Source organism: Variovorax sp. GW821-FHT09B01, assembly GCF_059418345.1.
On the sequence record NZ_JBWKPQ010000023.1, the window covers coordinates 102,573 to 122,010 of the forward strand.

Annotated in this window: 17 protein-coding genes; 13 read left to right on the forward strand and 4 right to left on the reverse strand. The window is 69.7% G+C overall.

Annotated features, from left to right (window positions below):
• Position 1: 1 nt before the first annotated feature.
• Genes AC07RV_RS37490 through AC07RV_RS37500 form a run of 3 tightly spaced genes read right to left on the reverse strand, consistent with a single transcriptional unit; the run spans position 2 to position 3,521 of the window.
• Entirely contained in the window at positions 2-541 is a 540-nt protein-coding gene (locus tag AC07RV_RS37490; protein WP_296784272.1) for a VOC family protein, read from the reverse strand.
• Positions 542-572: 31 nt separating this feature from the next.
• Complete coding sequence (locus AC07RV_RS37495; RefSeq protein ID WP_296784274.1) at positions 573-2,474, reverse strand: TRAP transporter large permease; 1,902 nt, start codon at positions 2,472-2,474, stop codon at positions 573-575.
• Between the two features lie 9 nt (positions 2,475-2,483).
• Positions 2,484-3,521 carry a TRAP transporter substrate-binding protein gene (locus AC07RV_RS37500; RefSeq protein WP_296784277.1) on the reverse strand — a complete coding sequence of 346 codons (1,038 nt, stop codon included), beginning with the start codon at positions 3,519-3,521 and terminating at the stop codon, positions 2,484-2,486.
• A gap of 112 nt (positions 3,522-3,633) precedes the next feature.
• On the opposite strand from AC07RV_RS37500, the gene AC07RV_RS37505 reads away from it, so the two are divergent.
• The 3 genes from AC07RV_RS37505 (at position 3,634) to AC07RV_RS37515 (ending at position 6,052) form a co-directional block, all read left to right on the forward strand.
• The gene (locus AC07RV_RS37505) at positions 3,634-4,707 is read left to right on the forward strand and encodes a LacI family DNA-binding transcriptional regulator (protein ID WP_296784280.1); all 1,074 of its coding nucleotides are present in this window, start codon (positions 3,634-3,636) and stop codon (positions 4,705-4,707) included.
• A gap of 98 nt (positions 4,708-4,805) precedes the next feature.
• On the forward strand, positions 4,806-5,606 hold the full coding sequence (locus AC07RV_RS37510; RefSeq protein ID WP_296784283.1) for a hypothetical protein: 801 nt from the start codon (positions 4,806-4,808) through the stop codon (positions 5,604-5,606).
• Between the two features lie 8 nt (positions 5,607-5,614).
• Positions 5,615-6,052: a hypothetical protein gene (locus tag AC07RV_RS37515; RefSeq protein WP_208510009.1), complete on the forward strand. Its 438-nt coding sequence runs from the start codon at positions 5,615-5,617 to the stop codon at positions 6,050-6,052.
• Between the two features lie 6 nt (positions 6,053-6,058).
• Here AC07RV_RS37515 and AC07RV_RS37520 read toward each other — a convergent pair whose 3' ends face one another.
• Positions 6,059-6,988 carry a LysR family transcriptional regulator gene (locus AC07RV_RS37520; protein WP_093340459.1) on the reverse strand — a complete coding sequence of 310 codons (930 nt, stop codon included), beginning with the start codon at positions 6,986-6,988 and terminating at the stop codon, positions 6,059-6,061.
• 114 nt (positions 6,989-7,102) lie between these two features.
• On the opposite strand from AC07RV_RS37520, the gene AC07RV_RS37525 reads away from it, so the two are divergent.
• From AC07RV_RS37525 to AC07RV_RS37570, 10 genes are all read left to right on the forward strand, one after another.
• Complete coding sequence (locus AC07RV_RS37525) at positions 7,103-8,320, forward strand: PQQ-dependent sugar dehydrogenase (protein ID WP_296784288.1); 1,218 nt, start codon at positions 7,103-7,105, stop codon at positions 8,318-8,320.
• A gap of 10 nt (positions 8,321-8,330) precedes the next feature.
• Complete coding sequence (locus AC07RV_RS37530) at positions 8,331-8,999, forward strand: c-type cytochrome (RefSeq protein ID WP_296784291.1); 669 nt, start codon at positions 8,331-8,333, stop codon at positions 8,997-8,999.
• A gap of 105 nt (positions 9,000-9,104) precedes the next feature.
• A complete protein-coding gene (locus tag AC07RV_RS37535; protein WP_296784293.1) occupies positions 9,105-11,273 on the forward strand; it encodes an indolepyruvate ferredoxin oxidoreductase subunit alpha in 2,169 nt (722 codons plus the stop codon).
• A 13-nt stretch (positions 11,274-11,286) separates the two neighbouring features.
• Positions 11,287-12,930 carry an indolepyruvate oxidoreductase subunit beta family protein gene (locus tag AC07RV_RS37540; protein ID WP_296784296.1) on the forward strand — a complete coding sequence of 548 codons (1,644 nt, stop codon included), beginning with the start codon at positions 11,287-11,289 and terminating at the stop codon, positions 12,928-12,930.
• Between the two features lie 39 nt (positions 12,931-12,969).
• Positions 12,970-13,962, forward strand: a complete 993-nt coding sequence (locus AC07RV_RS37545; protein ID WP_296784299.1) for a Bug family tripartite tricarboxylate transporter substrate binding protein — start codon at positions 12,970-12,972, stop codon at positions 13,960-13,962.
• Positions 13,963-14,050: 88 nt separating this feature from the next.
• The gene (locus AC07RV_RS37550) at positions 14,051-15,088 is read left to right on the forward strand and encodes a TRAP transporter substrate-binding protein (protein ID WP_296784303.1); all 1,038 of its coding nucleotides are present in this window, start codon (positions 14,051-14,053) and stop codon (positions 15,086-15,088) included.
• Between the two features lie 5 nt (positions 15,089-15,093).
• Positions 15,094-15,618, forward strand: a complete 525-nt coding sequence (locus AC07RV_RS37555; protein ID WP_261210800.1) for a TRAP transporter small permease — start codon at positions 15,094-15,096, stop codon at positions 15,616-15,618.
• On the forward strand, positions 15,615-16,916 hold the full coding sequence (locus AC07RV_RS37560) for a TRAP transporter large permease (RefSeq protein ID WP_296784305.1): 1,302 nt from the start codon (positions 15,615-15,617) through the stop codon (positions 16,914-16,916). Before AC07RV_RS37555 ends, AC07RV_RS37560 begins: the two co-directional genes overlap by 4 nt.
• Positions 16,917-16,939: 23 nt before the next feature.
• Complete coding sequence (locus tag AC07RV_RS37565; RefSeq protein ID WP_296784307.1) at positions 16,940-17,356, forward strand: acyl-CoA thioesterase; 417 nt, start codon at positions 16,940-16,942, stop codon at positions 17,354-17,356.
• A 111-nt stretch (positions 17,357-17,467) separates the two neighbouring features.
• Positions 17,468-19,318, forward strand: coding sequence for an alkaline phosphatase D family protein (locus AC07RV_RS37570; RefSeq protein WP_296784309.1), 1,851 nt, complete (start codon positions 17,468-17,470; stop codon positions 19,316-19,318).
• Positions 19,319-19,438: the final 120 nt, after the last annotated feature.

Below are 19,438 nucleotides of genomic sequence, written 5' to 3' on the forward strand. Positions count from 1 at the left end.
GTCAGAGCTTCGACAGGTCGGGGAAGGGCCGCACCGGCTCGCTGCCGTCCCAGCCCTCGGAGGCCGCGCGGATCAGGTCGAACATCTTGCCCTTCGGCCCGGCCACTTCCGACAGCTCGATCACGGTGCCCGGGTGGTATTCGGTGTCGAAGTAGATGAAGCGGCCGCGCTCGCCCACCTCGCCGCTCATCACCGGCTTGAAGCCCTGCGCCGTGAGGCGCGCGAGGTCGGCGTCGTAGTCGGCGGTCCAGTAGGCCACGTGCTGCAGGCCGGTGCGGCCCGCGCGCAGGAAGTCGCGGTACATCGAGGGCACGTCGTTGCGGGTCTGGATCAGCTCGACCTGCACATAGCCCGAGTTGGCCAGCGCCACCGAGTTGTGCGGCTCGTGCGCCTCGCCGCGGTAGCGGTAGTTGCGGATCGGCACCTTGGGGTTGTAGAACCAGGGACCGACGCCGAGCTCGCGGCTCCAGTAGTCCATGGCGGCCTCGATGTCGGGCACCACGTAGCCCAGTTGGCGGATCTCGCCGAGGAATCGACTCATTTTCTTGCGCGCTCCGTTGTGCGTGTTGTTGTCAGACTTTGAGAAAACCGGTGGAGAACCACGGGATCGCGGCGACCAGCACCAGCCCCGCGAGCAGCGCGGCCATGTAGCCCCAGATGTGGCGGATGCCCTCGTCGGGATCGACCTTGCTGACGGCGCAGGCGCCGTAGTAGCCGACGCCGAAGGGCGGCGCGAACAGGCCGATGCCCATCGCGAAGATCACGACCATGGCGTAGTGCACCTCGTGCACGCCGGCCGCCTTGGCGATCGGGAACAAGAGCGGCCCGAACAGCACGATGGCCGGGATGCCCTCGAGCACGCTGCCCAGCACGATGAAGGCCACGATCGAGACCGCGAGGAAGCCGTAGGCGCCGCCCGGGATGCCGGCCATGAGCTTGGCGAGGTCCTGCGAGAAGCCCGACTGCGTGAGCCCCCAAGCCATGGCGGTGGCGCAGCCGACGATGAAGATGATGGCGCCCGAGAGCGAGGCGGTCTCGACCAGCATCGGGCGCAGCCGGCGCCAGTCGAACTGGCGGTAGATCAAGAGGCCGACCAGCGCCGAATAGACGATGCCGATGGTCGAGACCTCGGTGGCCGTGGCCACGCCCTCGACCACCGCGGCGCGGATCACGAAGGGCAGCAGCACCGCGGGCAGCGCGACGAGCAGCAGCTTGCCGATCTCGCGCGCGCCGTGGCGCTTCACCCGGCTCAGGTCCTCGCGGCGGTAGCGCCACCAGACCACCACGCAGAGCATGGCGCCGAGCACCACCGCGGGCATCAGGCCGCCGGTGAACAGCGCCGCGATCGAGATGCCGGTGACCGAGCCGATGGTGATCAGCACGATTGAGGGCGGGATGGTCTCGGTCTGCGCGCCGGTGGCCGACAGCAGCGCCACCAGGTCGCCGGGCTTGGCGCCGCGCTGGGTCATCTCGGGGAACAGCACCGGCGCGATGGCCGCCATGTCGGCGATCTTCGAGCCCGAGATGCCCGAGATCAGATACATGGCGCCGATCAGCACGTACGACAGGCCGCCGCGCACATGGCCCAGCAGGCTGGCGAGGAACTGGATCATGGCGCGCGCCATGCCGGTCATCTCGATCAGCGCGCCGAGGAAGATGAACAGTGGCACCGCCAGCAGGATCAGGTGCGACATGCCCTCGTCGAGCCGCCCCACCATCACCAGCATCGGCGTGCGCGTGGTCAGCGCAAGGTAGCCGAAGGTGGCGAGCGCGAACGAAAAGGCGATCGGCACGCCGGCGAACACGGTGAAGGCCACCACGCCGACGAAGAAGATCAGCAGGTTGAGCTTGCCCAGCGGCGCCAGCACCGGCCCCGCGAGCCAGAAGGCGGCCACCAGCGCCACGGTGCCGAGCGCGGCCACGGCGATCTGCCGCAAGGTGCACACGCGCAGCAGGCGCAGCAGCGCCACCACCCCCATCAGCGCGATGCCCGCGGGGATGGCCGAGGCGCGCCAGGCATTGCTGATCTCGAGCGCGGGCGTGACGACGAAGGACTCCTCGTGCGCGTAGTCGATGGCCGGCCAGGCCACCAGCGCGAGGAAGGCCACCGAGGCCGTGATGGCGAAGGTGTCGAACAGCGCACGCGTGTCGGGCCGCAGCCGCGCCACGAAGGCGGTCATGCGCATGTGCTCGCCGCGGCGCAGCGCCACCACGGCGCCGAGCATCGACAGCCACAGGAACAGGATCGAGGCCAGCTCGTCGGACCACACCAGGGGCGCATGGAAGGCATAGCGCGCCGTGACGCCCGCGAACAGCACCACGATCTCGGCCAGCACCAGCAGCGCGGCCAGCGATTCCACCGTGCCGCCGAGCCAGCGGTCGAGGCGGCCGGCCAGCGGCGCCAGCGCGTTCGGATGGGACGCGGCGGCGCCACCGGGGGCGAGCGCGTCGGCGGGAAGCACGTGCGAGGACATGGGTGACGCTCAGGCCAGCTTGCCCACGGCCTCTTCGAGCAGCGCCCAGGCCTCGGGGCCGAAGCGGCCCTTCCATTCGCCGTAGAAGCCCGAGTCGCGCAGCTTGGCGCGGAAGCTGTCGGCCGCCGGGCGGTTGATGGTCAGGCCCTTGGCCTGCAGGTCGCCGACCACCGACTCGTTGAGCTTGCGGATGTCCTCGCGCTGCTGCAGGCCGGCCTCGTTGATGGCGCGCGCGACGATGGTCTTCAGGTCGGCCGGCAGCGCGTCCCAGGCGCGGCCGTTGGCGATGAACCAGTAGCCGTCCCAGATGTGGTTGGTGAGCGAGCAGAACTTCTGCACCTCGAACAGCTTGGCGACCTGGATGATCGGCAGCGGGTTCTCCTGCGCATCGACGATCTTCGTCTGCAGCGCCGAGTAGACCTCGCTGAACTGCAGGCTCGCGGGCGCGGCGCCCAGGCCCTTGAACATGGAGATCGACAGCGGGCTCACGGGCACGCGGATCTTCAGGCCGTCCATGTCCTTGGCGGTGGCGACCGCGGCCTTGCTGCTGGTGGTCTGGCGGAAGCCGTTGTCCCACATCTTCTCGAAGGCATAGAGGCGCGACTTGGCGATCGCGCCGCGCACGTGGGCGCCGAGCTTGCCGTCCATCGCGGCCCAGACCTGCTTGTAGTCGGCGAAGGCGAAGCCCACCGCATTGATCGCGGCCACCGGCACCAGCGTGGCGATCACCAGCGCCGAGGGCGTGAAGAACTCGATGCCGCCCGAGCGCACCTGGGCCAGCATGTCGGTGTCGCCGCCGAGCTGGTTGTTCGGGAAGATCTTGATCTCGACCCGGCCGTTGGTCTCCTTGGCGATGCGGTCGGCCGCTTCCTGCGCGCGGATGTTCAGCGGATGGCTCAGCGGCAGGTTGTTGCCGTACTTGTACGAGAACTCCGCCGCGCGGGCCGTGCGCGGCAGGGCCGAGAACACGCCGGCGGCCGGAACGGCCGCGATGGCGGGAAGGGCGGACAGGGTGCGAATCGCGCTGCGGCGGGTGACCGGTGCCATGCTGTGTCTCCGTTGTGTGGATGATGCGAATTGATGCATCATTGATTGAATTTCCTCGAAGATATAGGCCTCACCCTGTACCGTCAAACTACGGTTTGATGGTTTTTGATGTATGCGGGTTAACCCTTCAAACCAATCCTCCGAGCCGGGCGATAGCGCCGCGGCGCGCGCCACCGTGGCCGACATCGCGCGCACCGCGCAGGTCTCGACCGCCACCGTCGACCGCGTGCTCAACAAGCGCCCCGGCGTGCGCGACGCCACCGTGCAGCGCGTGCTCAAGGCCGCCGCCGAGCTCGGCTACCTGCCCGAGCGCGACCTCTACGCGGCGCTGGCGCCGCGGCCGCTGCGGCTGGTGTTCCTGCTGCCCAGCGGCACCAACCGCTTCATCCGCATGCTCGGCGACATGGTCGGCTACGCGCAGGAGCACTGGGCGCCGTTCAACGTGGTGTGCCGCACCGAGCTCACCGAGAGCTTCAACCCCGAGGCGCTGGCCGCCGCGCTGCTGCGCCTGGGCGGGCGCTGCGACGGCATCGCGATGATGGCGCTCGAGCATCCGGCCGTGCGCGAGGCCGTGGCCGCGCTGGCCGCGCGCGGCGTGCCGGTGGTGACGCTGATCTCGGACCTCGCGAACTCGCAGCGCGCGGCCTACATCGGGCTGGACAACCGCGCCGCCGGCCGCACCGCGGGCTACCTCATCGGCCGCTTCATCGGAGCGCGCGCCGCCAAGGTCGCGCTGATCGCGGGCAGCCTGCGCTACAGCGCGCACCAGGAGCGCGAGGCCGGCTTCCTGCAGGTGATCGACGAGATGTTCGAGCCGCTGCAGGTGGTGGGCCTGCGCGAGGGCCAGGACGATGCCGACAAGAACTACCGCCAGACCCGCGCCCTGCTCGAGCAGCATCCCGAGCTCGCGGGCATCTACAACATCGGCGGCGCCTCCGACGGCGTGGCGCGCGCGCTCAAGGAAGCGCAGCGCGACCAGAAGGTGGCCTTCATCGGCCACGGCCTCACGCCCGACACGCGCGCGCTGCTGATCGACGGCAGCATGGACGCGGTGATCACGCAGAGCCCGCATGCGACCCTGATGAGCTGCGTGCGCATCTTCACCAACCTGCGCGAGGGGCGCGACGTGCTCAGCGGGGTGGAGACGACGCGCAGCGTGGTGATCTTTCGCGAGAACCTGCCTTGAGGCGCCGTGCATCCATTGCAACGCCGCGCTCCTCGCGAGCAACCGGGTAGATTCGGCGCCACGCCCCTTGCTCGCCTCTACGCAAAGTCAGTCACGCCATGGAATCCAGCTTCTACAGCTATTGGTCGGCAAACTATTCCGACGTGCTCGAGCTCATGGCGTCCATCCCGTGGAGTCCAGTCACCCTCAGCGACGACCGCATCCAAGGCAAGATATCCCTGCTGGTCCGGGACGGGACCAACTATCGCAAGTACCTTCGGCTCTTCCCCGAAGTCATGTGCGAACCGTTGGAGCTTTTCTACATCCTTCGCCGCGCAACCGGTTTGTTGAACCTTCCGATCGCACAGGATCTGTTGTCCACCCACGGATGGCATGGCGCGAACTATGGCGCGCTGCTGACCCTTCTTGCGCCCAGGCCCGAGTACCTGCCGCTGCTCATCGAGGCGGAATCTCGGTGGAAATATGCGCGTCCGGGCATCCATCTAGCCATGGCCGCATGCGGGGGCTGCAGCCTCGTTGCCCCGGAGCTGTTGAAGTCTCATGCCCACGCGATCAGCGTTCGAGAGATGCTCGACGAGCTTCCACCGGTGAGCCTCCCGGCACGTCCGCCCTGGACGGATGCCCTGGACCGGCAAGCCAGGAAGGAGACCGCCGTCATTCGCGCCGTATATCGGGCGCGGGGACTCGAGGCGGCACGGGCCCTGATGAAGAAAGGGGCCACGGGATACCTGGGCCTGCGGTACGCCGAATGGATCCGGCTCGGCTGTCCTGAACCACCGGACATTGAGGATGCGCCGCAGGAACAGGCACCCCTCGCCGAAGAAAGGACCATCGAACAGACACCGCCATCGCCACCCGCCGACCCGGTCGCGAAGAAAAGCTGGTGGAAACTCTGGTGACACGACCGATGCCGCAAACCCCGCCCCCACGCCCCTGCTACGCGATCAAGACCGAGGTCGCCGACCCGCGCGCCACGCGCTTCGAATTCGCGGCCCAGAAGACCATGTACGGCGGCAAGCAGATCGCGCCCGGTGACACGGTGTTCGTGTTCGCGAGCGAGAACGCGGGCGGCGCCGGCCTGGTCGCGATGGGCATCGTGACCGCGGCCGAGGCGCTGCCGCTGCTGCCCGACCTCGAGCGGCAGACGCCGCGCGTGAGCATCGCGGTGCGGCGCACCGCGCTTGCCAAGGCCCCGCTCGGGCGGCGCGAACTCAAGCCCCATGCCGACTGGAACGACGGCCGGCCCGAGACCGAGCTCAACTTCAAGTTCTACCGCCAGGCCACCGACAAGATCGTCGGCATCTCCGACGCCGCGGCGGACTACTTGCGCGCGTTCTTTCGCTGAGCCGGTTCAGCGCTCGGCGCGGCCCGCGCGCTCGGCGAACAGCTCCGCGATCACCTGCCGCAGCCAGCGGTTCGCGGGGTCGGCCTCGAAGCGCTTGCTCCAGTGCAGCGACACCGTGAAGTCGCGCAGCGGAAAGGCCGGCTCGACGATCGCGTAGCCGCCCTCCTGCGCGAAGCCGCGCGCGATGTTGCGCGGCATCACCACCGCGAGGTCGGTGGCGCGCACGATCGCCGGCAGCACCATGAAGTGCTCGGTGGTCAGGCGCACGCGGTCCTCGAGGTTCAGCAGCTGCAGGATGCGCAGGGTCTCGGCATGGGTGCGCACCGCCACGTACTCGAGCGTCTGCAGCGCCTCGATCAGCGCCTGGCTGGTGCGCCGGCCGCGCGCGAACGGATGGCCCTTGCGCAGCAGCACGATGTAGCGGTCCTTCAGCAGATGCAGGCGCTGCGTGTCGCGCACCTTGGGCAGGAAGCCGAAGGCGAAGTCGACGCGGCCGCTGTCGAGCGCGGGCGCGATCTCGCCGGGCGCGAGCGGCAGCGTCTCCATGCGCACGCCGGGCGCGAGCTCGCCGAGCCGCGCCATCAGCGCGGGCAGGAAGCGGCCCTCGCCGATGTCGCTCATGTGAATACGAAAGACCTTGCGCGAGGCCTGCGGCTCGAAGCGCGCGGGCTCGTGCAGCGCCTCCTCGAGCAGCGCGAGCGCAGCCTGCACGGCCGCGGCGAGGCGCTCGGCGCGCGGCGTGGGCGCCACGCCGCCAGGGGCGCGCGTGAACAGCGCATCTTTCAGCAGCAGCCGCAGCCGGCCCAGGCCGTGGCTGGCCGCGGGCTGGGTCAGGCCCAGCGACTCGGCGGCACGGCTCACGCTGCGCGCGCGGTAGACGGCATCGAAGAGACGCAGCAGGTTGAGGTCTATGGTTTCAATATGCATGCCGTTCATATTGCTTAGCTCGCTTATTTTATTGAAGCCGGGCCGCAAGCTCCGCACACTGGCGCCCGGCGTGAATTCGCCGCCCCCGACGAAAGCGCCACCACAACGAGAAGGAGACACGACATGGCCAGACTGCGCCCGCATTCGATGTCAGCGGTGCTCGCGACCTTTGCAACCTCCCTGCTCCTCGCGGCCGGCGCCGCCTGGGCCCAGCAGCCGCCCACCGAGGAACCCGGCTGGGCCAAGGGCCGGCCCAAGAACGACGCGGCCACGCGGCTGGCGCCCGTGCCTTCGTTTCCGATCCCGACCGCGGCCGACCAGTTGCCCACCGCCAAGTTCAAGCTGCCGCCCGGCTTCAAGGTCGAGACCTGGGCCTCGGGCGTGCTCGATGCGCGCTCGCTGCGCCAGGGCGCCAAGGGCACGGTGTTCGTGAGCACGCTGTTCGTAGGCAACAAGGTCTATGCGATCGCCGAGAAGGGCGACCGCAAGCCGAAGACCATCGTCGACAAGACCGAGTTCGCCACCGGCATCGAATTCCACAAGGGCGCGCTCTACCTCGCCACGCACAAGCAGATCCAGCGCTACGACGGCATCGAGGACAAGCTCGACAACCCGGGCCAGCCGGTGGTGCTCTACGACAAATTGCCCGGCGGCCAGGACCACAGCTGGCGCTACCTGCGCATCCGCGACGAGAAGCTCTACTACGCGGTCGGCGCGCCCTGCAACCTCTGCGAGCCCGACGACGCGCATGCGCGCATCTTCCGCATGAACCTCGACGGCAGCGGCATCGAGACCATCGCGCGCGGCGTGCGCAACACGGTGGGCTTCGACTTCGATCCGAAGACCGGCAACCTCTGGTTCACCGACAACGGGCGCGACTGGCTCTCCGAGGACCTGCCCAACGACGAGCTCAACGTGGTGACCAAGGCCGACCAGCACTTCGGCTATCCGTACTGCCACCAGGGCAACATCCTCGATTCGGAATTCGGCTGGGGCAAGAGCTGCGCCGACTACGCCAGGCCCGCCGCGCTGCTGGGCCCGCACGCCGCGGCGCTGGGCATGACCTTCTATCAAGGAAAGATGTTCCCGACCAAGTACCGCGGCGCGATGTTCATCGCGCGCCACGGCCCCTGGAACCGCACCACCAAGTACGCCGACATCGCCGTGGCCTGGCCCGACGGCAAGGGCGGCGCGAAGGTCGAGCCCTTCATGACCGGCTTCGTCGAGAACAACACCTACCTGGGCCGGCCGGTGGACTTCCTGGTGCTCAAGGACGGCTCGATGCTGGTGAGCGACGACCACGCGGGTGCGATCTATCGCATCAGCTACGGCGGCAAGTGAGGCGCGCCGGATGACGAGGCACACGGCGATGGCGGCCATGGTGGCGATGCTGTGGGCGCTGGCCCTGCCCGCGTTCGCGCAGGCGACCAAGGGCGCGCAGCCCAAGGCCGCGCCGGCGGCGGCATCGGACGCCAAGGTCTATGCCGAGCGCTACGCCGCGCTGTGCGCCGCCTGCCACGGTGCCGACGGCCGCAGCGAGATGCAGGGCGTGCCCTCGCTCGCGGGCCAGCATTCGTTCTACGCGATCACGCAGCTGTTCCTGTTCCGCGAAGGCCGGCGCGCCAACGAGGCCATGACCGCGGTCGCGAAGACGATGAAGGACGAGGACCTGCGCGGCTTCTCCGACTTCATCGCGACGCTGCCCGCGCTGGCGCCGGCTGCCGCCGCCGCGCCGCCCGACGCGGGGCGCATGGCACGCGGCCAGGCGCTCGCGCAGGAGAACCGCTGCGTGATCTGCCATGGCGCCGACCTGAGCGGCGGCCAGCAGGTGCCGCGCATCGCGCACCAGCGCGAGGAATACCTCGCGCTCACGCTGCAGGAGTTCCGCAGCGGCAAGCGCCCGGGCTATACGCAGGCGATGGGCGAGGCCGTGGGCCGCATGGCGCCAGAAGACCTCGACACCCTCGCCTACTACGTGGCGCGATTGCCGACCGCGCCGCCCAAGCCCGGCGGCAAGTAGCGCCGCCTTCAGCAACGATCAACGCCGGCCCGTAACCGGCGCGGGGACGCCTGCGTCCGCGCATTCCTTCATCACCCACGCATCAACTTATCGGAGCCGATTCTTTTGGAAGTCTCATTCAGCAAGGAAGTCGAGGCGCTGCGCCTCGGCGAGGGCGACACCTTTCACGGCGAGGGCATCCTCGCGATCACCAAGGGCCTGCTGCAGTCGGGCGTGGCCTATGTCGGCGGCTACCAGGGCGCACCGGTCTCGCACCTGCTCGACGTGATGGTGCAGGCCAAGGGCTACATGGACGAGCTCGGCGTGCACGTCGAGGCCTGCTCGAACGAGGCCTCGGCGGCGGCCATGCTCGGCGCCTCGATCCACTATCCGCTGCGCGGCGCGGTGACCTGGAAGTCCATCGTCGGCACCAACGTGGCGGCCGACGCGCTGTCGAACCTGTCCTCGCCCGGCGTGACCGGCGGCGTGCTGATCGTGGTCGGCGAGGACTACGGCGAAGGCGCCAGCGTGATCCAGGAGCGCACCCACGCCTATGCGCTCAAGTCGAGCATGTGTCTGCTCGACCCGCGGCCCGACCTGGCCGTGATGGTGCGCATGGTCGAGCAGGGCTTCCAGCTCTCGGAGACCTCGAACATGCCCTGCCTGATGGAGCTGCGCATCCGCACCTGCCACGTGCGCGGCAGCTTCGCGTGCAAGGACAACCTCGCGCCCGCGGTGTCGACGCGTGCGCTCATGGCCGACCCCGCGGGCTTCGACTACATGCGGCTCGCCCATCCGCCCGTGACCTTCCGCCACGAGAAGCTCAAGGGCGACGAGCGCATTCCGGCCGCGCGCCGCCACATCGTGGCCCAGGGCCTCAACGAGCTGATGCCGGGCGGGCGCCATGCCGAGCTCGGCATCGTGGTGCAGGGCGGCCTGTACAACGCGCTGATCCGCGGCCTGCAGCAGCAGGGGCTGGCCGACGCCTTCGGCGAGAGCGAGATCCCGATCCTGGTGCTCAACGTCACCTATCCGCTGGTGCCCGAGCAGCTGGCCGACTTCTGCCTCGGCAAACGCGCGGTGCTGGTGGTGGAGGAAGGCCAGCCCGAGTACATCGAGCAGGACATCGCCACACTGCTGCGCCGCCGCGACATCCAGACGCCGCTGCACGGCAAGGACCTGCTGCCCTCGGCCGGCGAGTACGGCGTGGAAGTGCTCTCGGGCGGGCTCGCCGCCTTCGTCGCGAAGTACGTCGGCGAGGGCGAGACGGCCGCATCGGCGCTGTCGGCCCAGGCCTGGCTGGCCGGCAACCGCGAACGCCGCGAGGCGGTGGCGCGCCGACTCGACGTGCCACTGCCGAACCGGCCGCCGAGCTTCTGCGTGGGCTGTCCCGAGCGGCCGGTGTTCTCGGCCCTCAAGCTCGCGCAGCAGACCACGGGGCCGGTGCACATCGCGGCCGACATCGGCTGCCATGCCTTCGGCACCTTCGAACCGTTCTCGATGGGCCACTCGATCCTCGGCTACGGCATGAGCCTCGCGAGCCGCGCGGGCGTGTCGCCGATGATGAACCGGCGCACGCTGTCGATCATGGGCGACGGCGGCTTCTGGCACAACGGCCTCCTGACCGGCGTGCAGAGCGCGCTGTTCAACGGCGACGACGCGGTGCTGCTGATCTTCAAGAACGGCTACACCTCGGCCACCGGCACGCAGGACATCATCTCCACCCCCGACGACGAGGTGAAGGAGCGCGCCGTCGACAAGCAGCAGAGCCTGGTCGACAAGAACCAGACCATCGAATCGACCTTGAAGGGCCTGGGCGTGCAATGGATGCGCACCGTGACCACCTACGACGTGGAGCGCATGCGCCGCACCCTGACCGAGGCGCTGACCAGCGACTTCGACGGCCTCAAGGTGGTGATCGCCGAGGGCGAATGCCAGCTCGAGCGGCAGCGCCGCATCAAGCCCTGGATCGCGGGCCTGCTGCAGCGCGGCGAGCGCGTGGTGCGCGTGAAGTACGGCGTGGACGAGGACGTGTGCAACGGCGACCATGCCTGCATCCGGCTCTCGGGCTGCCCCACGCTCACCTTGAAGGACAACCCCGACCCGCTCAAGCTCGACCCGGTGGCGACCGTGATCGACGGCTGCGTGGGCTGCGGCCTGTGCGGCGCCAACGCGCACGCCGCCACGCTGTGCCCGAGCTTTTACCGCGCCGAGGTGGTGCAGAACCCGAAGTGGCACGAGCGGCTGCTGCATGGCCTGCGCGGCGCGGTGGTGCGCGCGCTGCGCCCGGCTTGAGGAGACACGAGCCATGGAACGACATTCCTCCCCGGCGTCCACGCAGCGCCCGATCACCCTGCTCGTCTGCGCCCTCGGCGGCGAAGGCGGCGGCGTGCTCACCGAATGGCTGGTGGAGACCGCGCGCCACGCGGGCTTCGCCGCGCAGAGCACCTCGATCCCCGGCGTGGCGCAGCGCACCGGCGCCACCACCTACTACATCGAGGTGTTCCCGGTGCCACTCGAGCAACTCGACGGGCGCCGGCCCGTCTTCAGCCTGAGCCCGGTGCCGGGCGCGCTCGATGCGATCGTGTCGTCGGAGCTGCTCGAGACCACGCGCCAGATCGGCAACGGCATGAGCGCGCCGCCGCGCACGCTGGTCATCAGCTCGTCGGCGCGCGTGCTCACCACCGCCGAGCGCATGGTGCCCGGCGACGGCCGCGCCGACGCGCAGCGCTTGATCGACGTGGTCAAGGCCTTCAGCCGCGAGCACCACGTGCTCGACATGGGCGCGATGGCGCGCGAGGCCGGCACCGTGGTCAGCGCCGTGATGCTCGGCGCGATCGCGGGCAGCGGGCTGTTCCCGTTCGAGCGCGCGGCCTACGAGCACGCGGTGCGCGGCGGCGTCGCGCACGACAAGGTCGGCAAGGCGGCCGCGGCCAGCCTGCGCGGCTTCGCGGCCGCCTTCGAGGCCGTGAGCGCGCCGCGCGCGCAGGCCGCCTTCGTGCGCGGCGTGCTGGCCGAGGAAGGCCGCGATGCGCCGCCGCCCGCGCGCGCGCTGCCCGCCGAGCTGGCGCAGCGCTTTCCGCCGGCCGTGCACGACCTGCTGGCGCTCGGCCATGCGCGCGTGCTCGACTACCAGGACGCGGCCTATGCCGCGCTCTATGCGCAGCGGCTGGCGCGCGTGCTCGATGCCGAGCGCGCGGCCGATCCGGCCGGCGCGCGCGGCTTCGCCATCGTGCGCGAGACCGCGCGCTGGCTCGCGCTGTGGATGGCCTTCGACGACATCGTGCGCGTGGCCGCGCTCAAGGGCCGCGCCAGCCGCGCGCAGCGCGTGCGCCGCGAAGTGCGCGCGGGCGAGGCCGACATCGTGAAGGTCTACGACCACTTCAAGCCCGGCGCGGCCGAGTTCGCGGCGCTGCTGCCACCCGCGCTCGCGCGCCGCGTGACGGCCTGGGACCGCGCGCGCCAGGCGCGCGGCCGCGAGCCCTGGGCGCTGCCGCTGCAGGTGGGCAGCCATGCCGTCTGGGGCATGGCCTCGCTGCGCCTGCTGGCCTCGCTGCGCTGGCTGCGCCGCCGCGGCAGCCGCTTCGCGGAGGAACAGGCGCTGATCGAGCGCTGGCTCGCGGCCATCGAGGCCGGCGCGCGCGAGAACTGGGTGCTGGGCCGCGAGCTCGCGCTGTGCGGCCGGCTCATCAAGGGCTACGGCAGCACCAACGAGCGCGGCAAGCACACGCTGCTGCACCTGGTCGGCGAACTCGCGGGCCGCACGGCGATGCCCGCGCCGGCGCGCGCCGAGGCCATCGCCGCCGCGCGCGAGGCCGCGCTGGCCGACGAAGGCGGCAAGGCGCTCGATGCCGCGCTCGCACAGCACGGCGCGGCGCCGCGGCCGGTGCAGGCGCAGCCCATCCGCTGGATGAAACGGCCGCCGGCCGCCACGCCCTCGCGCCCCGCCTGAGCCTCATCGCATCCCCAAAAAAGAAACCGGAGACACACCATGACCCTCGACGCTTTCCCCTGGCGACGCCGGCTGCTGCTGGCGGCCGCCCTCGCCTCTCTTGCTTGTGCCTCGGCGCAGGCCAACACCGCCACCGCCTGGCCCGCCAAGCCGGTCAAGGTGATCGTCAACTTCCCGCCCGGCGGCGCGGCCGACCAGATCGCGCGTGCCGTCGCGCAGCCGCTGCAGGAGGCGCTCAAGCAGCCGGTGGTGATCGAGAACCGCGGCGGCGCCAACGGCAACCTCGGCGGCGAGGCCGTGGCGCGCGCGCCGGCCGACGGCTACACGCTGCTGATGAGCTCGGGCGGCATGGTGTCGGTGAACCCGCACCTCTATGCGCGCATGAGCTTCGACCCGGCCAAGGACCTGGTGCCGGTGGCGGCCGCGGCGCGGGTGCTGGTATTCCTGGTCGCCAAGCCCTCGCTGCCGCCGGCCAATGTGCGCGACTTCATCGCCTATGCCAAGGCCAACCCCGGCAAGCTCAGTTACGCCTCGCCGGGCAGCGGCAGCTCGCCGCACCTCGCGGGCGAGATGTTCAAGAGCCAGGCCGGCCTGTTCGCGCTGCACGTGCCCTACCGCGGCGCCGCGCCCGCGCTGCAGGACCTGCTGGCGGGCCAGGTCGACTACGCCTTCGATCCCGGCATCGGCCTGCAGCAGGTGCGCGCGGGCAAGCTGCGCCTGCTGGCCGTGGGCAGCCCGCAGCGCTCGCCGCTGTTCCCCGACGTGCCCACGCTCGACGAGGCCGGCCTGCGCGGCTTCGACGCCGACACCGTGTTCGGCTTCTACGCGCCGGCCGGCACGCCGCCCGAGGTGGTGACGCAGCTCAATGCGCAGATCAACCGCGCGCTCGCGCTGCCCGCGGTGAAGGAACGCATCGCCGCGCTGGGCGGCGAGGCCGTGCCCGGCACGCCGGCCGAGTTCCAGCAGCGCGCCGCGGCCGATTCGCAGCGCTTCGGCGCGCTGATCCGCGAACGCCGCATCGCGGCGGATTGAACCGGGAGCGCGCACCCGGACCTCCAGACCTTGCCCGATCCCCTTGCTCACTGAATCCACAACACGCAGAACGAAAGAGAGACAAGCCATGCAGACTTCCTTCCATCGCCGCCCCGGCGCCCTCGCGCTCGCGCTGGCACTCGCGGCCTCGGCCATGGTCCCCGCGCTCGCGCAGGACAAGCCGGTGCAGATCAAGCTGTCGAGCTGGGTGCCCGCGCAGCATCCGCTGAACCCGGCCCTGCAGGCCTGGGCCGACGACATCAAGAAGGCCTCGAACGGTTCGATCACCGCGATCCTCTTTCCCTCGGAGCAACTGGGCAAGGCCTTCGACCACTACGACATGGCGCGCGACGGCATCGCCGACTTCTCGTACGTGAACCCCGGCTACCAGCCGGGCCGCTTCCCGGTGATGGCCGGTGCCTCGCTGCCCTTCCTGTTCGCCAACGGCAAGGAGGGCTCGGCCGCCATCGACGACTGGTACCGCGCCTATGCCGCCAAGGAGATGAAGGACGTGAAGTACTGCTTCGCCTTCGTGCACGACCCCGGCACCTTCCATTCGCGCAAGAAGATCGTGCTGCCCGCCGACGTGAAGGGCATGAAGGTGCGGCCCGCGACCAGCACCGTGGGCCAGCTCATCACCTCGCTGGGCGGCACCAACGTGCAGGCCTCGGCGCCGGAGTCGCGCGACATGCTCGAGCGCGGCGTGGCCGATGCCATCACCTTCCCCTGGGGATCGATCGGCCTCTTCGGCATCGACAAGGTGGTCAAGTACCACATGGACGTGCCGCTGTACGTCACGCCCTTCGTCTGGGTCATGAACAAGGGCAAGTACGACGCGATGTCGGCCGGCCAGAAGAAGGTGATCGACGACCACTGCACCAGCGAATGGGCGCAGAAGGTGGCCGCGCCCTGGGCCGACTTCGAGTTCGCGGGCCGCGCCAAGATCGCGGGCCAGTCGGGCCACGAGGTCTACAAGCTCACGGCCGAGCAACTCGATGCCTGGCGCAAGGCGGCCGCGCCGTCGGAGGCGCAATGGTCCGAGAGCGTGAAGAAGACGGGCGAGGATCCGAAGGCCGTGATGGACGCGCTGAAGGCGAGCCTGGCGAAGCACAAGTCGGCGCTGTGACCGCCATGAGCACGCGTCCGGCCAGTGCCATGGACCGCGTGATCAACACGATCGAATGGCTCGCCGCCATCTTCGTGGGGATCGTCGCGCTCAACATCTTCGTGGCCGTGGTGCTGCGCAAGTTCTTCGACACCTCGATCCCCGACGCCTACGACTTCGGCCGCATGCTGCTCGGGATCCTGATCTTCTGGGGCATCGCGGCCACCAGCTACCGCGGCGGCCACATCACGGTCGACCTGGTCTGGACCGCGGCCGGCCCGCGCATGCGCCGCGCGATCGACATCTTCGCCACGCTGGTGCTGCTGCTGGTGGTGGCGGTGCAGACCGCGATGCTGTTCGACAAGGTGCGGCTCACCTACACCGACAACGTGCTGACCTACGACATGAACATCCCGACCTGGCCGTTCTATGCCGTGGCCTGGGCCGGCGACGTGTCGGCCGTGATCCTGATCGCGGTGCGCACCTGGCGGCTGATCTTCCATCCCGAGCTGCTGCACGACGAACACGTCGAAGAGAAGGTGAGCGAATGAGCACCGATGCCGTCGCCCTGCTGGACTTCGTCGCCCTGTTCGTGCTGATGCTGCTGCGCGTGCCCGTGGGCATGGCGATGGGGCTGGTCGGCGTCACCGGCTACAGCTACCTCGTGGGGCCCGGCCCCGCGCTCAAGCTGGTGGGCCAGACCTCGATGCGCACCGTGACCGACTACACCTTCGGCGTGATCCCGATGTTCATGCTGATGGGCGCGCTGGTCTCGGTGTCGGGCGTGAGCCGCGAGCTGTTCCGCGCCGCCAACTCGATGATCGGCCACCTGCGCGGCGGCCTCGGCGTGGCCACGGTGGTGGCCTGCGGCGGCTTCGCGGCGATCTGCGGCTCCTCGGTCGCCACGGCCGCCACCTTCTCGTCGGTGGCCTATCCCGAGATGCGGCGCTTCGGCTACCCGCAGTCCTTCGCCACCGGCGTGATCGCCGCGGGCGGCACGCTGGGCGCGATGCTGCCGCCGTCGACCGTGCTCGCGGTCTACGCCATCCTCACGCAGCAGGACATCGGCAAGCTGTTCATGGCCGGCATCGTGCCGGGGCTGCTCGCGATGCTGATGTACGTGCTGACCATCGTGGTCATCGTGCGCGTGAAGCCCGGCTGGCTGCCGCGCGGCGAGGCGCGGGCCTGGAGCGAGCGCGCGGCCGAGCTCAAGAACGTGTGGGCGCCGATCGTGCTGTTCCTGTTCGTGATCGGCGGGCTGTACGGCGGCTTCTTCACGCCCACCGAGGCCGGCGGCGTGGGCGCGAGCGGCGCCTTCATCCTCGGCGTGCTGCGCGGCCGGCTCGACCGCGCGAAGATCCGCGAGGCCCTGCTGTCGGCCACGCGCACAGCGGCGGCGGTGTTCACCGTGCTGATCGGCGCGCTCTTGTTCGGCTACTTCCTCACCATCACGCAGAGCCCGCAGAAGCTCACCGAGTTCCTCACCGGCCTGGGCGTGGGTCGCTACGGCGTGCTCGCGCTGATCATGGTGATGTACCTGGTGCTGGGCTGCCTGATGGACGCGATGGCGATGATCATCCTCACGGTGCCGATCATCTATCCGGTGATCGTGCACCTGGGCTTCGATCCGATCTGGTTCGGCATCATCATCGTGATGACGGTGGAGCTCGGGCTGATCCATCCGCCCGTGGGCATGAACGTGTTCGTCATCAAGAGCGTGGTGAAGGACGTGAGCTTCACCACCATCTTCAAGGGCGTGCTGCCCTTCGTGGCAACCGACATCCTGCGGCTGGTGATCCTGATCGCGTTCCCCGCGATCGCGCTGTGGCTGCCCGGGCGCATGGGATGAACGCAGCAAGCAGAATCGAGACCATGAGCACCAAGGAAATCGTCTACACCGTCCGCGTCGAATTCGGCGACTGCGACCCCGCCGGCATCGTCTGGTTCCCGAACTTCTTCCGCTGGATCGACGCGGCCTCGCGCCACTTCTTCCACCAGTGCGGCGTGCCGCGCTGGGAGGAGACCACGAAGACGCTCGGCGTGATCGGCACGCCGCTGGTCGACACCCACACGCGCTTCGTCAAGACCGCGAGCTACGGCGACACGCTCGAGATCGCGACGCGCATCGCCGAGTGGCGCGAGAAGAGCTTCGTGCAGGCCTACCGCGTGACGCGCGGCACGGACCCTATCCTCGAATGCGAGGAGGTGCGCATCTTCGGCGGCAAGCGCGAGGACGGCAGCCTGCGCGCGCTGCCGGTGCCGCCGTCGATCCGCGCGCTCTGCGAATAGGGCGGCGCCGGGGCCGCGGGGGCGGCGGACGGCTTTCATCGCTGTGTCATGGCGCTCGCGCAGATTCGTGCGCGCCCCGCCATCGACCCCTCACGCGAAAAGAAATCCCCCATGGAAAGACGTTCCTTCCTGCGCCGCGGCCTGTTCTACACGGTCGCCGCCGCCACCCCTCCCGTGCTGAGCGCCTGCGGTGGCGGAGGCAGCGACGGGATCGTGTTCCCGCTCGTGCCGCCGCCCGCTCCCGCGCCGGCACCGCCGCCACCCGCGCCCGAACCCGCGGGCCGCTATGCCTTCGGCCAGGGCGTGGCCTCGGGCGACCCGAAGGACACCAGCATCGTCTTCTGGACCCGCTGCGTGCGCACCGGCACCGCCGCCAACAGCGCGGCCATCGCGCTGCGGCTCGAGGTGTCGGACACCTCGGGCTTCGGCAACCTGGTGGCGAAAGTCGCGCTCGAGGCCTCGGACCGTTTCGACCGCACCGTGCGCGCCAAGGTCACGGGCCTCTCGCCCGACACGCGCTACTTCTTCCGCTTCGTCGCGGGCAGCGACGTCAGCGCCACCGGCCGCACGCGCACCGCGCCGGCCGCCGACAGCCAGCGCCAGCAGCTGCGCTTCGCATGGTTCACCTGCCAGGACTGGCTGATCAACCACTGGGGCGCGCTCGACCTGCTGGCGGCCGAGGACGACCTCGACTTCACGGTGCACGTGGGCGACTACGTGTACGAGACCGTAGGCGCGAAGTTCCAGGCCGGCGTGGCCGAGCCCGCGCACCAGGCGATCCAGCTGCCCAACGGCGTGGCGCTGGCCGATGGCAGTGTCTATGCCAACACGGTCGACGACTACCGCACGCTCTATCGCACCTACCGCGGCGACGCGCGGCTGCAGGCGGTGCATGCGAAGTTCCCGCTGATCGCGATCTGGGACGACCACGAGTTCTCGGACGACTGCTGGCAGGACCACCAGACCTACACCAACGCCAACACCCAGCAGACCGCGCGCCGCCGCGGCGCGAGCCAGGCCTGGGCCGAGTACATGCCGGTGGACTTCGGCGATGTCTCCTTCGACATGGGGAACCCGGCCTACGACAACATCAAGATCTACCGCGACTTCCACTTCGGCCCGCTGCTGCACCTGGTGATGACCGACGAGCGGCTGTACCGCGACGACCACGTGATCTCCGAGGCGCTGGTCGCGCAGCAGACGGGCGGCGATCCGGTCGACGGCAACAGCTCGATCGGCTCGCGCTACTTCGCGCCGCAGACGACGCTGCTGGCACTCGAGGCGATGCGCACGCAACAGCTCGGCCGCGCGCCGAGCATCCTCGGCCCGACGCAGACCGACTGGTGGAAGAACACGCTGAAGAACTCGAACGCCACCTGGAAGGTCTGGGGCAACGAGGTCTCGCTGAGCCGCATGTGGGTGGACCTGACGCAGATGGCGCCGCCGCCCTTCAACCAGCGCTACGTCGTCAACTGCGACGCCTGGGACGGCTATCCGAGCCACAAGGCCGACCTGATGGGCTACCTGAAGGCGCAGAACATCCGCAACGTGGTGGCGATCACGGGCGACCTGCATGCCTTCCAGTGCGGCCTGATCCGCGACCTGCCCGATCCCGCGGCCGGCACGCCGGTGCTGGTCGACTTCGTCTGCGCGGGCGTCAGCAGTTCCTCGTTCTACAGCTACATCAAGGCCGGCTCGCAGGGCACGCCGCTCACCGCGCTGACCGCCACGCCCGCGGCCTTCGAGCAGGTCATGCGCGGCAACAACCCCGACCTGCTGTTCTCCGACCACGACGCGCAGGGCTATGCGAGCGCGACGGTCACGGCGCAGGCCTTCACGGTGGTCTTCAACAAGGTCAAGCCGCTCGACGCGGGCAAGGCACCCGCGAGCCCGCTGCTCAAGCGCACGCGGATCCGCGTGAATGCCGGCAGCACCACGCCGGTGATCGAGGACAACGTCTGAGCGAGGGGGCTAGGGCCTGTTCACACGATTCAAGGGGTCGCGTTGCCCCGCAAAGGGGCTGGATGCAAGGCGCCCGCGCTTGCAAGGCCGCTGCCTTGCAAGCGCGGGCCACCCCGCAGA